The 13,996-nt window shown below is 59.1% G+C and carries 16 protein-coding genes; 9 read left to right on the forward strand and 7 right to left on the reverse strand.

Annotated features, from left to right (window positions below; genetic code table 11):
• Positions 1-2: 2 nt before the first annotated feature.
• The gene (locus O8B93_RS13550) at positions 3-269 is read left to right on the forward strand and encodes a hypothetical protein (protein WP_269710485.1); all 267 of its coding nucleotides are present in this window, start codon (positions 3-5) and stop codon (positions 267-269) included.
• Between the two features lie 124 nt (positions 270-393).
• On the opposite strand, the gene O8B93_RS13555 is transcribed toward O8B93_RS13550, so the two are convergent.
• Positions 394-798, reverse strand: a complete 405-nt coding sequence (locus O8B93_RS13555; RefSeq protein ID WP_269710486.1) for a DUF2934 domain-containing protein — start codon at positions 796-798, stop codon at positions 394-396.
• Between the two features lie 171 nt (positions 799-969).
• Between O8B93_RS13555 and O8B93_RS13560 the strand changes: the two genes are divergently transcribed.
• On the forward strand, positions 970-1,209 hold the full coding sequence (locus O8B93_RS13560; protein WP_269710487.1) for a hypothetical protein: 240 nt from the start codon (positions 970-972) through the stop codon (positions 1,207-1,209).
• A 65-nt stretch (positions 1,210-1,274) separates the two neighbouring features.
• Here O8B93_RS13560 and O8B93_RS13565 read toward each other — a convergent pair whose 3' ends face one another.
• The 3 genes from O8B93_RS13565 to O8B93_RS13575 form a co-directional block, all read right to left on the reverse strand.
• The gene (locus O8B93_RS13565) at positions 1,275-1,718 is read right to left on the reverse strand and encodes a TIGR02594 family protein (RefSeq protein ID WP_269710488.1); all 444 of its coding nucleotides are present in this window, start codon (positions 1,716-1,718) and stop codon (positions 1,275-1,277) included.
• Between the two features lie 113 nt (positions 1,719-1,831).
• Positions 1,832-2,389 (reverse strand): methylated-DNA--[protein]-cysteine S-methyltransferase, encoded by a 558-nt coding sequence (locus O8B93_RS13570; RefSeq protein ID WP_269710489.1) that lies wholly within the window; start codon positions 2,387-2,389, stop codon positions 1,832-1,834.
• Between the two features lie 149 nt (positions 2,390-2,538).
• Positions 2,539-2,820 (reverse strand): DUF982 domain-containing protein, encoded by a 282-nt coding sequence (locus tag O8B93_RS13575; RefSeq protein WP_269710490.1) that lies wholly within the window; start codon positions 2,818-2,820, stop codon positions 2,539-2,541.
• Positions 2,821-3,008: 188 nt separating this feature from the next.
• Here O8B93_RS13575 and O8B93_RS13580 point away from each other — a divergent pair, with 188 nt between their 5' ends.
• The 4 genes from O8B93_RS13580 to sseA all read left to right on the forward strand — a co-directional run bounded on the left by O8B93_RS13580 (position 3,009) and on the right by sseA (position 7,795).
• Positions 3,009-4,448, forward strand: a complete 1,440-nt coding sequence (locus O8B93_RS13580) for a cryptochrome/photolyase family protein (protein WP_269710491.1) — start codon at positions 3,009-3,011, stop codon at positions 4,446-4,448.
• Between the two features lie 122 nt (positions 4,449-4,570).
• Positions 4,571-5,608, forward strand: coding sequence for a cysteine synthase A (locus tag O8B93_RS13585; protein WP_269710492.1), 1,038 nt, complete (start codon positions 4,571-4,573; stop codon positions 5,606-5,608).
• A gap of 12 nt (positions 5,609-5,620) precedes the next feature.
• Complete coding sequence (locus O8B93_RS13590; protein WP_269710493.1) at positions 5,621-6,358, forward strand: alanyl-tRNA editing protein; 738 nt, start codon at positions 5,621-5,623, stop codon at positions 6,356-6,358.
• Between the two features lie 15 nt (positions 6,359-6,373).
• Positions 6,374-7,795 (forward strand): 3-mercaptopyruvate sulfurtransferase, encoded by a 1,422-nt coding sequence (gene sseA / locus O8B93_RS13595; RefSeq protein WP_269710494.1) that lies wholly within the window; start codon positions 6,374-6,376, stop codon positions 7,793-7,795.
• Between the two features lie 72 nt (positions 7,796-7,867).
• Here sseA and O8B93_RS13600 read toward each other — a convergent pair whose 3' ends face one another.
• The gene (locus tag O8B93_RS13600; protein WP_269710495.1) at positions 7,868-8,512 is read right to left on the reverse strand and encodes a dihydrofolate reductase family protein; all 645 of its coding nucleotides are present in this window, start codon (positions 8,510-8,512) and stop codon (positions 7,868-7,870) included.
• Between the two features lie 51 nt (positions 8,513-8,563).
• On the reverse strand, positions 8,564-9,448 hold the full coding sequence (locus O8B93_RS13605; protein ID WP_269710496.1) for a DUF4344 domain-containing metallopeptidase: 885 nt from the start codon (positions 9,446-9,448) through the stop codon (positions 8,564-8,566).
• A 164-nt stretch (positions 9,449-9,612) separates the two neighbouring features.
• Here O8B93_RS13605 and O8B93_RS13610 point away from each other — a divergent pair, with 164 nt between their 5' ends.
• The 3 genes from O8B93_RS13610 (at position 9,613) to O8B93_RS13620 (ending at position 12,686) form a co-directional block, all read left to right on the forward strand.
• The gene (locus O8B93_RS13610) at positions 9,613-10,080 is read left to right on the forward strand and encodes a DUF1203 domain-containing protein (protein ID WP_269710497.1); all 468 of its coding nucleotides are present in this window, start codon (positions 9,613-9,615) and stop codon (positions 10,078-10,080) included.
• A 98-nt stretch (positions 10,081-10,178) separates the two neighbouring features.
• Entirely contained in the window at positions 10,179-10,514 is a 336-nt protein-coding gene (locus tag O8B93_RS13615; protein ID WP_269710498.1) for a PilZ domain-containing protein, read from the forward strand.
• A gap of 183 nt (positions 10,515-10,697) precedes the next feature.
• Positions 10,698-12,686 (forward strand): bifunctional 2',3'-cyclic-nucleotide 2'-phosphodiesterase/3'-nucleotidase, encoded by a 1,989-nt coding sequence (locus O8B93_RS13620; RefSeq protein ID WP_269710499.1) that lies wholly within the window; start codon positions 10,698-10,700, stop codon positions 12,684-12,686.
• A gap of 297 nt (positions 12,687-12,983) precedes the next feature.
• Here the strand turns inward: O8B93_RS13620 and O8B93_RS13625 are convergent, their stop codons facing one another.
• A complete protein-coding gene (locus O8B93_RS13625; RefSeq protein ID WP_269710500.1) occupies positions 12,984-13,952 on the reverse strand; it encodes a LysR family transcriptional regulator in 969 nt (322 codons plus the stop codon).
• Positions 13,953-13,996 lie beyond the last annotated feature (44 nt).

Here is a 13,996-nt window from a genome sequence, read left to right on the forward strand (position 1 = left end):
TCATGAAGCTTCTAACCGCAGCAATCTGCCTCGTATCGGTTGGCATCCTGAGCGGATGCGTTGACGACAGTGGATACCGGACGGGCGGGTATTACACGTCTGGCGTCTATTATCGTTCTTATGATCGAGACAGATATTATCGCGACTACGACCGCCAAAACTGGCGACACCAAAGGGAATGGCGCGATCGGCGGGATTGGCGCGGTGATTATCGCTACCGCCCGCACGCGCGCTATGACGGTCAGATGTATGGCGTGATTGTCCGTTAACGGTTGCAACATTACTTTTGGCCGGTCCAATCGACCGGCCAAGCGATGTCGGCAGGAATTGCTCGACATCCGTTTGCTGGCACTGGTTAGCACTCACATTGGCGGGTCCGCCGTAAGCTTAGGATCAGCTTTTCTTGACCGCCCGTTTCGTCGCCTTCGCCGCGTTGGTGAGCGCCGGCGGATCGCTTGCGGGAAAGCTCTCCTCAAGGCTCTCGGTCAGATCGTCTTCTTTGTTGTTTTTCGCAGACTTCTGTTCGTTCTGAAGCGATTTCACCGCCGGGGATTTGGCTTTTGCCGCGGGTGCCTTCTTCGCTGGCGTCTTCTTTGCAGGCGCCTTCTCCGTCGAAGCCTTCGCGGCAGCGGATTTCTTCATGCCATTCCCGCTTTTTGACTTTGCTGTTTCCACGTCTGCGGAGAGCTGCCGCTCCGCCTCGATCCAGTGCCGTTCATGATGCCCGTCGGGTCTTCCTTCCCTCTCCCATATTGCGCGCGCTTTTTCACGGATTGCGGCTTCGCGGTCATGGCTCATAACGGGCCTCCCTCTTCCTGTTGCACCGGTTTCGATTGTGCCACTGAAAAAACAGAAAAAGCCAGAGTTTGTTCCGCAAAGACCCATAAGGAATGAGCATTTCCGCGTGAAAGGGAACCGTCGCCGACCGCGGATCGTTTGTCCTGCAGAAAACCCGCAGGAGACAATTTCATGACCAGCCCGCAAAAACCAAAAACCGAACCGCTCGACATTCGCGATGAGGACGTGGCGCGCTTCGAGACAGACAGTGAACTGAAAGGTAGCGACGGCGAGATTTATCCGGACAAGAGCATGAGCCTGCGTGCCCGCCGGCAGGCGGCGCGGCAGCACGAGGATGCCTTCATCGTCGCCACGGATCTAGAGGATGACGACCAGCGCGAGGCGGCACCCGGCGTCAGGGAGCAGCCATAGGCCTCTTGACATGAATAAGGCGGGTCAGAGCCCGCCTTTATCAGAAATATGCTGCTGTCCCGTCGTCAGCGACGGACGGAGACGATTGCCTTGCGGTTGAAATTGGAGACCTGCACCCGGCCGGACTGGTTGCCGCCGAGGATTTGGGCCGTCTTGCCGCTCATGCTCTTCAAAATGCCTGCATGATAACCGCGGCCGTTACGAATGACGACGACATCACCGGGTTTGGCCTGGTTGACCGGAACGGCATAACCGAAAGATGTCCAGGATTTCGCAAATCCAAAGGATTTAGGCGACTGGCGGCCGGCCTTATTGGCGACCGCATGCAGGAAAAGGCCACACCACGGGGTGCTGCGCGGATTTGCGCCTAGAATGTTCTTGAGGCTCTTATTGTTCTTGGACTCATGCAGCCCGGTGTATTTTTCTGCCTGGTTCAGCATGCCGGCAGAGGCCGGCGCCACGACTGTAAAAGCCAAGGCAGCGGATAGAATTAACGCGGATACTCTCAAACGTCTCGCCCTTATGTTAGAGGGCGTCCGTGTATTGTGACAATTTAGCGACAATTTGACGAGAAATGGGCAGAAATCAGACGCCTATTCATGCGGCCTGATCTGTCATTGCTTTAAAACAGGCTGCCCTGCGCCTCATCGGCGCGGCTGCGGCCGGCATTTTCGAGATCCAGCATGCGCAATTTGGTGGTGGTTCCGCCCGGTGCAGAAAAGCCGCCCAACCTGCCGCCGGCGGCCAGAACCCGGTGGCAGGGAATGATGAGCGGCACCGGGTTTTTCGCCATGGCCTGACCGACATCGCGGGCTTTCTCCATGCCAAGACCGAGGTCTTTCACGATGCCGCCATAGGTCGTCGTGCGGCCCCAGCCGATCTGCCGCGCAACCCCATAGACATCGAGGAAGAAGCGCTCCTGCCCGGTCAGATCGAGCTCCACGGTGGTGAAATCGATCGCCTCGCCGCCGAAATAACGGGTGATCATCGCAATCACCTCACGCGTGCGTGTTTCCGGCACCGCAATCGTGGATGACGGCAGACGTCGCAGGAGAAGTTTTTCGGTTTCGCCGGCGTCAGTACCGGGCAATTGCAGACGGGCGATGCCGCGCCCTGCCCATGCGAGGCCGCAATGGCCGAGAGCTGTGGGAAAAACAATATAGCCGTAGTGGTTGGTCATCGCATTCATCATCCGCTTTCGGGCGCACACGATGCCATATCCTGCGTCCGAAACAACCCGTTTCCTGATCTCGAAAAAACCCTATCTCTAAAAAATAAGGCCACCCGATTTTGCCGGGTGGCCTTTCAGTGCATCAGTCGTGAATACGCTCAGGATGCGATCGTATTCGGTGCCTCCGCCTTGTCCTCCATCAGGCAATACGCCTGCCGGCTGGCGGCGACGAAGGCGGTGCGGGCGATTTCACCCGCTACGTCGCCCATCAGCGAGGCGCGGCACAGCCGCAACGCCTGTTCATGCGCCTTTTCGCCGCGCTCAGGCCATTCGTGCTGGAGAAAATCGAAGGCTTCGTAAACGCCGTTGAAAATTCTGGGAGCGCCGTTCTCCAGGGATATGGTAACGGGCTTTTCCCACTTAACATCATTCAGCAACATTGATTGCACTTCCATGCTTCATTAACCCGCGACAAACGCCGGCTCCTCCAGTTGGTTCCCTTCATCAGCGGTTTCAAGAGCGAAAAAATAACCCTCGAGAAACCATGTGCCCCATCTTCTCATTGTAGCCGATTTGCGGAACAAAGCGGTTCAACACTCGTTCAAGCGGAAGTGAACCGGGTCTATTCATGCCGACAACAGCCTCTCCTGCCATCGTCTGGTTCCGCAAGGATCTGCGCCTTTCTGACAATCTCGCTTTGCTTGCCGCTGTGGAGCACGGCGGGCCTGTCATTCCCGTCTATATCAGGGAAAAATTCACTGGGCCGCTCGGCGGCGCGCAGGAATGGTGGCTTCACCATTCACTTCTCGCCCTCTCCGCCGCGCTTGAAGAAGCCGGAAGCCGTCTTTTGCTTTTAAGCGGTGATGCCAAGCAGACGCTGTGCCGGTTGATATCCGAAACCGGCGCAAAGGCTGTCTTCTGGAACCGCCGTTATGATCCGGCCGGTATGGCCACCGACACGGCGCTCAAACAGAAGCTGCGCGACGATGGCCTGACGGTGCGAAGCTTCTCCGGCCAGCTGCTGCATGAGCCATCGCGGCTGCAGACGAAATCGGGCGGGCCTTACCGCGTCTATACACCTTTCTGGCGGGCGCTGGAGGGTGGCGAGGAGCCACATGCGCCGGTGAATGCGCCCAAAAACCTGAAGGTGCCAGAGGTCTGGCCGAAATCCGAAAAACTCTCCGACTGGAAACTGCTGCCCACCAAGCCGGACTGGGCGAAGGATTTCAGTGACATATGGACGCCCGGCGAAAACGGCGCACAGGAGAAACTTGATGATTTCATCGATGGTGCCCTGAAAGGTTATGAAGAAGGCCGGGATTTTCCGGCGAAACCCGCGACGTCGCTGCTTTCACCGCATCTTGCCGCGGGCGAGATATCGCCGGCGGCCGTCTGGCACGCCACGAAAGGGCTTTCGCGACATATCGCCTCCAACGATATCAGCCGTTTCCGTAAGGAAATCGTCTGGCGGGAATTCTGCTACCATCTGCTGTTTCATTTTTCGCAACTAAACGAGAAGAACTGGAACGACAGTTTCGATGCCTTTGCCTGGAGAGACGACGAAAAATCCTTCAAGGCCTGGACGCGCGGCATGACGGGTTACCCGATCGTGGATGCCGGCATGCGGCAATTGTGGCAACACGGCATCATGCACAACCGGGTGCGCATGATCGTCGCGTCCTTCCTCATCAAACATCTGCTGATCGACTGGCGGAAGGGTGAGAAATGGTTCCGCGACACACTTGTGGATGCCGACCCAGCCTCAAACGCCGCCAACTGGCAATGGGTAGCTGGTTCGGGGGCGGACGCCTCGCCGTTCTTCCGCATCTTCAACCCCATATTGCAGGGAGAGAAATTCGACGGCGACGGCGATTATGTGCGCCGGTTCGTGCCCGAGCTTGAAAAGCTCGAGCGGAAATACATTCACAAGCCGTTCGAAGCGCCGAAAGAGGCGCTGAAAAGGGCGGGCATCGAACTCGGCAAGACTTATCCGCTACCGATCGTCGACCACGGAAAAGCGCGGGAAAGAGCGCTTGCGGCCTATGCCGCAGTGAAGAAGACCACATAAAACTGGGTATCGGCAAAATTTTGCGTGGCTAAGCCAAAGCCGGGAAGATAATTTCTTGCCTTGAAGCGGTTGTAACTGGACATAACGGCACCTAATTTCCGCTCAGACAAGAAGGCTCGATCATGACCATTCATCCCTCTGCGCTCAGTGCTATCGGCAACACGCCGCTCATCCGTCTGAAGGCTGCTTCTGAAGCGACGGGGTGCGAAATCCTCGGCAAGGCGGAATTCCTCAATCCCGGCCAGTCCGTGAAGGATCGCGCCGCGCTCTACATCATCCGCGACGCCGAACGGCGCGGACAATTGCGCCCGGGCGGCACCATCGTGGAAGGCACGGCCGGCAATACCGGCATTGGCCTGTCGCTGGTCGCCAATGCACTTGGCTACAAGACGGTAATCGTCATTCCCGAGACACAGAGTCAGGAAAAGAAGGACGCGCTGAAGCTGCTTGGCGCGAAGCTCGTCGAGGTTCCAGCCGCTCCCTATTCCAATCCGAACAATTACGTGAAGGTCTCCGGCCGGCTGGCGAAACAGCTTGCCGCCACCGATGAGAACGGCGCAATCTGGGCCAACCAGTTCGATAATATCGCCAACCGTCAGGCCCATATCGAAACCACCGCGCCTGAGATCTGGGACCAGACCGACGGCAAGGTTGATGGCTTCATCTGCTCGGTCGGATCAGGCGGAACGCTGGCCGGCGTGGCCGACGGCCTGCGTGATTTCAACCCTGACATCAAGATCGGCCTTGCCGACCCTGAAGGTGCCGCCCTTTACGAATTCTACAAGCACGGGGTCCTGAAGTCCGAAGGTTCTTCCATTACCGAGGGCATTGGGCAGGGCCGCATCACCGCCAATCTCGAAGGTTTTACGCCGGACTTTTCCTATCGTATTTCGGATGCGGAAGCGCTGCCGGTGCTGTTCGATCTCGTCACGAAGGAAGGGCTGTGCCTCGGCGGTTCTTCCGGCATCAACATTGCCGGCGCAATCCGCCTTGCCCGCGAGCTTGGTCCGGGGCATACAATCGTGACGATACTGTGCGACTACGGTAATCGTTATCAGTCGAAGCTCTTCAATCCGGATTTCCTGCGCTCCAAGGGACTTCCCGTGCCGCAGTGGCTGGCGACGAAGAGCGAGATTCCGGTTCCCTACGAAACCGTTTGAGGACATGCCGAAATGCCTGTGAATGCCCTGTTCCGTGACGATTTTTATCTTTCTACCGCAGAAGCGATCGTCACGGCGGTGCATGAGGATGGCGGCATAGAACTGGACCAGACCTGCTTTTACGCCACTTCCGGCGGCCAGCCGGGCGATAGCGGCTTTCTCGAGCGGGCGGATGGTTCGCGCATCGAACTTGGCATCACCAAAAACGGTGCCGACAAGAGCGTCGTCGTCCATGTGCCGCTCGAAGGTCAGCCTTCGCCCGAGATCGGTGAAAAACTGACGCTGCATGTGGACTGGCCGCGCCGCTACAAGCTGATGCGCATGCACACGGCCTGCCACCTGCTCTCCGTCGTCTGTCAGTGGCCGATCACGGGTGCGGCGGTCGGCGAGGACGAATCGCGTGTTGATTTCGACATGTCCGAGACCATCGACAAGGACGAAGTCACGGCAAAGCTGATGGAGCTGGTGAAAGCCAACCATCCGGTCTTCCTGCAATGGATCACCGACGAGGAATTGCAGGCCAATCCGGGCATCGTCAAATCCAAGAATGTGCGCCCGCCAATGGGTCTTGGCCGGGTCAGCCTCGTCTGCATCGGCGAAAATTCCAGCATCGACAGCCAGCCCTGCGGCGGCACCCATGTTTCCGAAACGCAGGAAGTGGGCGATATTCACATTGCCAAGATAGAAAAGAAGGGCAAGGAGAACAGGCGGTTCCGCATTCGTTTCGGCGCGCCTGAAGCTGTTGCCTGAAATCGGAGAGACATCATGAGCACGGATAAGAGCCGTTTCGTCGTTTCGGCGGACTGGGTGGAAAAACAGCTCGGCACATCAGGGTTTCGTGTTGTTGATGCGTCCTGGTATCTGCCGGCGCACAAGCGCAATGGCGCGGAAGAATTCGCGAGCGGCCATCTGCCCGGCGCCGTGTTCTTCGATCAGGACAAGATCGCCGATCACACCACCGGTCTGCCGCATTCCCTGCCCTCGCCGGAGTTCTTCGCGCAAGAGGCCGGCGAACTTGGTCTCAGCGAGAATGATACGATCGTGGTCTATGACGGCCCCGGTTTCTTTTCCGCACCGCGCGTCTGGTGGATGCTGCGGGTGATGGGCGTGCGCAAGGCCTATGTGCTGGATGGCGGCCTCGACGGCTGGAAGCGCGAAGGCCGGCTGCTTGAAACCGGCACGCCGGAGATCGAGCCTGCGACCTTTACGCCTGACTTCAACGAGAAACGCGTGACTTCGCTGTCGACCATGCGTGGCATTGTCGACAGCGGCGAAAAGCAGATCGCCGATGCCCGCGGCGCGGGGCGCTTCACCGGCGATGAGGCCGAACCACGTGCCGGCATGCGGTCGGGCCATATGCCCGGCGCGCGCAGCCTGCCAGCGACAGCCTTTTCGGAGAACGGCCACTTCAAGGACCTGACCGCAATCCGCAAGATGGTGACCGATGCCGGCATCGATCTTGGCAAGCCGGTGGTGACGAGCTGCGGCTCGGGCGTCACCGCCGCTGTCATTACGCTGGCGCTGGAATCGCTCGGCCATCGGGACAATTCGCTCTATGACGGCTCGTGGTCGGAATGGGGTGGACTTGAAGATACACCCGTCGTCACCGGCGCTGCCGATCCCCTGCCCGTCATTTCCCATGGCCCGCTGAAGGCGCATGTGACGCAGCTGGAAATGACCGCACCGCCCAAGGTCAGCCTGCCAATCCCGGTCAACCTCCAGACGGCGCTGATGCGGGTCAACAATATTCCCCTGCACTTCTACCGCTACCTCTACTGGCGGGTGGGGAAACGCTGGCATTGGCAGAAGCGCATGCGCATGAGCGATGCCGAGCTTTCCGCCATTCTAGGCGATCCGAAAAACAGCGTCACGGTTCTCTACATGAACGGCGCGCCCGCCGGTTTCTTCGAACTGAACAAGGCGAGCGACGAGGTGACCGAGCTTTCCTATTTCGGGCTGCTCGAAGAGGCGATTGGGGCTGGCGTCGGCAAATGGTTCCTTCTGCAGGCGCTTTACGCCGCCTGGCAGGACAATCCGCAGCGGGTGACGGTGACCACGAATACGCTCGACCATCCGCGCGCATTGCAGCTTTACCAGATGATGGGCTTTTCGCCTGTCGGCACCTATGAGGCCTGGGTGGAGCCGCTTGCCGATACGGAGCTTCTCGAAATTTCGCTGCGTAATTGAGGGTGTGGCTAGTCCACTTCCTACGCATTCCTGTGCTCATCACAGGAATGCAGGCGGAAGGGGAAACAGTACTCACACCTTCTCGATGATCAGATGCGTTGCCCCCTCGCCCGCCACCGTTCCCGTGCAGCGATAACCAAGTGCGGGCAAATCCAGCTCGTCGAAAAGCAGCTCCCCCTTGCCGAGAAACACCGGCGCAAGGGCCAGATGCAATTCATCGATCATGCCCGCCGCCATATATTGCCGGATGGTCGAGACGCCACCACCGATGCGGACATCCCTGCCATTCACTGCCGTAAGCGCCCGATCCAGCGCGGCTTCAATGCCGTCGGTAACGAAATGAAACTCAGTGCCGCCCTTCATGGTGAAGGAATGGCGCGCGTGGTGGGTCAGGACGAAGACCGGGACATGATAGGGCGGTTCTTCGCCCCACCAGCCCTTCCAGCTTTCATCCGGCCATGCACCACGCACAGGGCCGAACATGTTACGCCCTAAAACCCAGGCGCCAATATTTTCGAAGCTTTTTTCGGAAAAATGCTCATCCGTCCCGGTCGAGCCACCCTCCTTGCCGAACATGCGGTGGAAGGTGCGGGTCTTGAATGCCCATTGGTGCAGCTCTTCGCCTTTCACGCCCAACGGGTTCTGCAGGCTCTGGTCCGGTCCTGCGCCATATCCGTCAAGCGAAATGGCGAAATTGCGAACGACGACCTTCGGCATGGCATTCTCCTCCATCAGGAAGGCCAGCTCACCAGCATCCGGCAACCAGCCTCAGATTTCGCGTTCCAGATTGACGGCCGTGGGAATTTGCCCGCCGGCCGCACCCTTGTCTTCCGTGACACTGTTCAGGAGATGATCGGCGATCAGCTCCGCCTGGAATTTACCAAGCTCGTAGCAATAGGTGATTTCGCGCTTTTCGGCCGACCAGTAGACATCGGGACGGCCGCAGGACTTGGCCGTCAGCTTGACGTCGCCCTTCAGGCCATAACCACTGAAACTGCGGCTGATGAGATCGAGAACCTTCGATTCCTTGACCATGATGGCATAGGGCTCGAGTTCCGGGTCGCGCGGCGGCACGTAGCTGACGGAAAATTTCGAGGGTGTCTGGCTGCGATGAGGCGCGAGGAAATTCTTCCAGTCCGAGGCTACACCCGGATAGGCGGCGACACATTTGTCGAATTCGCCATTGGGAAGCCCCATCATCGTGGCCAGATCGCCATAGCCGTCCTTGTCGCGGCCGACCATGAGGCAGGCCATGTTGCGATCGCGGCTCCTGTCCGGTACCAGCGCGGAAAATACCGGGGCCTCGTGCTCGGGCAAGGTCTCCGCCTCGCGCGCCAGATACCAGCTGTCGGTGGCGTTGACGAGCGCGGTGTCGAGCCATTCCTCATTGGCCTCCAGGATGAGCGTGCCGGCCAGCTGATCAGCCGGGGCCTGGACGCTCGCCGTCTCCGCTGTCCCGAAGTCCGAAATCAGCATGCGCGCGCCCTCGTGATAGAGCGAGAAGATCGCATTGCCGATGACGAAATTGACCGACTGCTGCAGCTGATCGTCGGACAGGCCATCGAGACCGGAGGCAACCTGCGCATTCACCTCGATCGGAGCCGTCAACGAAATAAAAGCCAGCGGAACGGCGGCCAGAAAACGACGCAACATAAAATCAGACCTTCCGGAAACGAGGAGCGCCACTGATTCCCGAAGCTAACGAGTCACGCAATGGGCTGGTTGCATCACCTGTCAAGAATCGGGTGGATAGTGCTCCATTTCGGGATCATAGCTGCAAACAAGCAACGCCGACCCCAACTCGAAGAGGCCCCGCCATGACCGATCTCGTCTTCACTGCAATGCCGGCTAAGGAAGCAGAGGCCTTCCGGGCAAGTACACCCGACGCCTACGGCCTCATGCCGGAAAAGGCCGTTTCGCCTGGCGGCATGCCCTGCCGACACTGCCTGTCGCAGATCGAAGAAGGCGAAGCAATGCTGATCCTCGCCTACCGACCCTTTCCCTCGCTTCAACCTTATGCGGAAACCGGGCCGGTATTTCTGCATGCGGAAGCATGCGAGCATTATCCGGAGACCGCGGCCGTTCCGCCGATGCTGGACAGCCCGGATTATATCGTGCGCGGATATGGAGGCGACGACCGCATCGTCTACGGCACCGGCGCGGTGACGGCGACGGGCGAGATCGTGTCACGCGCGCGGCATCTTCTTGAGCGTGCGGATGTCGCTTATGTACATGTGCGCTCCGCCCGCAACAATTGCTATCAGTGCCGTATCGATACAGCATAATCGGCAATTACCTTCAATTTTAACTGAAGAACTAAATGGCTCTCAAGCTTTCCGCAGCATGATGCATGGTATCGGAAACAATTGATTTGAGCAGCGACATGACAAACAACCTCAATATGGCGACCCGCAGCGCAGCCCGCAGCAAGACAAGGATCTTCGCGACGGTGTTTTATTTCAGCCAGTCGACCCGAGGCCGTGTGGTCGATCTTTCCGCCACCGGAATGGCGCTTGAACTGGACGGGCCTTTTGCCGCCGCCAAGGGCAGCCGGGTCAAGGTGCAGAGCGACGATCTGGGATTTATTGAGGGCGTGGTGCAGTGGCAGCACCAGAACCGCCTCGGCCTGCAGCTGAAGCTTTCCACCAACACGCTGGCGCAGCTCTCCTCCTATTTCCGCTTCTTCCATGAAGAAGTGAAACCGACGCTCGCCCGCTGATCCATCGACATCGAACCGGAGTGCGCCGACATGTGCGCCGCACTTCCCTGACAAAAAATTTATCAAACGGTTGAAAACAGGCCCGACTGTCACGGGCTTGTCATTTTGGTGATGGACTCCTCGGCGATTGCTTCTACCCTGTCGTTTTCCCTGACAGAGCAAGCTTCATCCGAAGGAGTTCCCATGTCGTCGCTTCTCGCTCTCCACCCCATCACCCGCCGTTCGCTTCTCGGCGGCATTGCGGCCTCCTCGGCGCTGGTGTTGCTGCATCCCTTTGCCGCACGCGCGGCGGCCAATCAGGCGCATCTGCGCATCATGGAAACGACTGACATCCATGTTCACGTCTTTCCCTATGATTATTACGCCGACAAGCCGAACGACACGATGGGACTTTCGCGCACTGCCTCGATCATCGACAAGATCCGCGCCGAGGCCGGCAATTCGATGTTGGTGGACAACGGCGACTTCCTACAGGGCAACCCGCTCGGCGACTATATCGCCTATGAGCGCGGCATGAAGGCCGGCGACAAGCATCCCGTCATCAACGCCATGAATGTGCTGGGTTATGATTGCGGCACGCTCGGCAACCACGAATTCAATTACGGTCTCGACTATATGTCGAACACGCTGGCGGGCGCCGGTTTCCCCTATGTCTGCGCCAACCTCACCAAGGGCCAGCTCGCTTCCGATCCGAAAAACGACGAGTTGTTCTTCAAGCCCTACGTCATTCTGGAAAAGCAGATCCGCGATGGCGGCGGCGTGACGAGCCCGGTCAAGGTCGGCATTATCGGCTTCGTGCCGCCGCAGATCATGATGTGGGATTCCAAGAACCTCGAGGGCAAGGCCCAGACGCGCGACATCGTTGAGGCCGCGAAAGCCTGGGTTCCCGTGATGAAGGAAGAAGGCGCCGATATCATCATCGCCCTTTCCCATTCCGGCATCGACGGCAAGGGCCAGACGGAGCGCATGGAAAACGCCTCACTTTATCTGGCGGCCGTCGAAGGCATCGACGCGATCTTCACCGGTCACCAGCATCTTGTCTTCCCCGGCCCGAAGACCTGGGACGGCATCGAGGGTGCGGATGCGGTCAAGGGTACGCTGATGGGCAAGCCTGCGGTCATGGCCGGTTTCTGGGGCTCACATATGGGTCTCATCGACCTCCTGCTTGAAAAGGATGGCAAGAGCTGGAAGATCGTCGACTTTACCTCCGAAGCCCGGCCGATCTATCACCGCGACGACAGTCGCAAGGTCGTCGCCGATTTCACCGACAAGGCGGAGGTTCTCGCCGCCGCCAAGGCCGATCACGAGGCAGCGCTTGCCTATGTACGCCGTCCCGTCGGCAAGACATCCGCTCCGCTCTATTCCTATTTCGCGCTGGTCGCTGACGATCCGTCCGTGCAGATCGTCTCCAACGCCCAGACCTGGTACATCAAGGACATGCTGAAGGAAGGGCAATATAAGGACCTGCCGGTGCTCTCTGCGGCGGCGCCCTTCAAGTCCGGCGGCCGTGGCGGCGCGGATTATTATACCGATGTCCCCGCCGGTGACATCGCCATCAAGAACGTTGCCGACCTGTACCTCTATCCCAATACGGTGCAGGCGGTGCTGATCAACGGCGCGCAGGTGAAAAACTGGTTGGAAATGTCAGCGGGCATGTTCAACACCGTGGAGGCCGGTGCCAAGGACGCACCGCTGCTCAATGCCGACTTCCCGTCCTATAATTTCGACGTCATCGACGGTGTCACCTATCAGATCGACATTTCCAAGCCGGCGAAATTCGACAAGGACGGCAAGGCGGTCAATCCCGACAGCAACCGCATCGTGAACCTTCAGTTCAACGGCAAGCCGATCGACCCCGAGCAGAAATTCGTGGTGGCCACCAATAATTACCGGGCAAGCGGCGGCGGCAAGTTCCCCGATATCGCCGCCGACAAGGTGATCTTCGTGGCCCCCGATACCAACCGCGACGTGATCGTGCGCTATATCATCGATCAGGGCACCATCAATCCATCCGCGGATGCCAACTGGTCCTTTGCGCCTGTCGCCAATACCTCGGCAATCTTCGAGACCGGCCCCAAGGGCCGCCACTATGCGGCGGAAATCAAGGGCGCGAAAATCGAGGATGCCGGCGACGGTGCGGAAGGTTTCGCGAAGTTCCGTCTGGTTCTCTAGAGAACACGGCTCTCCCGGCGGTACATTGCCGGGAGAGTGTTTCCTCAGCAACGGATACGCTCCAGACCGACTATCGTCGTGTAATGATCGCGCCGAGGCAAGGGCCCTACGACGCCGCTTGTTTCTTCTCCCCGCCGGGGAGAAGGTGGCCCGAAGGGTCGGATGAGGGGGCAACGCCGGCGATAGATCGCACCCTTCCCCCCCCTCATCCCGCTGCCGCGACCTTCTCCCCGGCGGGGAGAAGAAACAAGCGGCACCTTTTCGATCCAGATATAACGGTGGAGGTTACAGCCAGTGTCACTCCGCAGCGACAGCCAAGGTCCTCTGCTTGCTCGCCTCCAGCATCCCGTTGAAATCCTTATGGTTCGGACAGGCAGACAGGCGCTGCTGAAAGGCTTGCGTGAGCCATTGGCCGGCAGGTCCGGCCGGTGAATCGACGCGCCGCAGCGTAAAGAGCGGATATTCACCCTGCTCATAGGCTTCGAGTTCAAGCGCCTTCAGGCTGCCATTGGTGAGATCATTACGCACGATCGAGGCGGGCAGACCGCCCCAGCCGAGGCCGCCCTTGATGAGCTGGTATTTGGTGGCGATGTCGCTGACGCGCCATGTCTTGTAGGACAGCACGTTGAAATCCCGTCCCTTCGTCAGGCCCGAGGCATCCGTCACCACGAGTTGAACCTCCTCGCGCACGTCAGCGAGAACCAGCGGCCGCTCGATCTGCGCCAGCGGGTGATCGGCAGCGACCACCGGCAACATGAAGGAATGGCCGACCTTTTCCATGACGAGTTCATCGTCCTGGCGCAGCACGGCCCCGCCGATGCCGATGCCGGCCTTGCGGGAAAGCACCATGTCCATGACCATGCCCAGCTCGCCGACATTGAGGCTGAGCGTGACGGTGGGGAACTGTTCGCGAAAATCGCGCAGCACTGCCACGACAGCCTCTGCCGGCACCATGGTGCTGATGGCGACGGAAAGCTCCGCCTCAAGCCCCTGCTTCAGCCCCTTGGCGCGCGCGCGCATTTCCTGCAGGCCGGCGACGATGCGTCGTGCATCCTCCAGCATGGCGCGCCCCTCATCCGTCAGCTTGGGCTGGCGCACGCCATTCCGCTCGAACAGCGTCACTTCAAGCTGCGCCTCCAGATTGGCGATAGTGTAGCTGACCACCGACTGGGCGCGGTTCAGAGCCCGCGACGCGGCGGAGAAACTGCCGGTTTCGGCAACCGTCAAAAACACCTGCAACTGGTCGAGTGTGGGGTTTGCGTCCATGTCCCATCCATTTCATCGATAGATTGCTTCCATATTATCACAGT

Source organism: Martinezella rhizogenes, from assembly GCF_027460065.1.
In the GTDB taxonomy this organism is placed as follows: Bacteria; Pseudomonadota; Alphaproteobacteria; order Rhizobiales; family Rhizobiaceae; genus Agrobacterium; species Agrobacterium rhizogenes_C.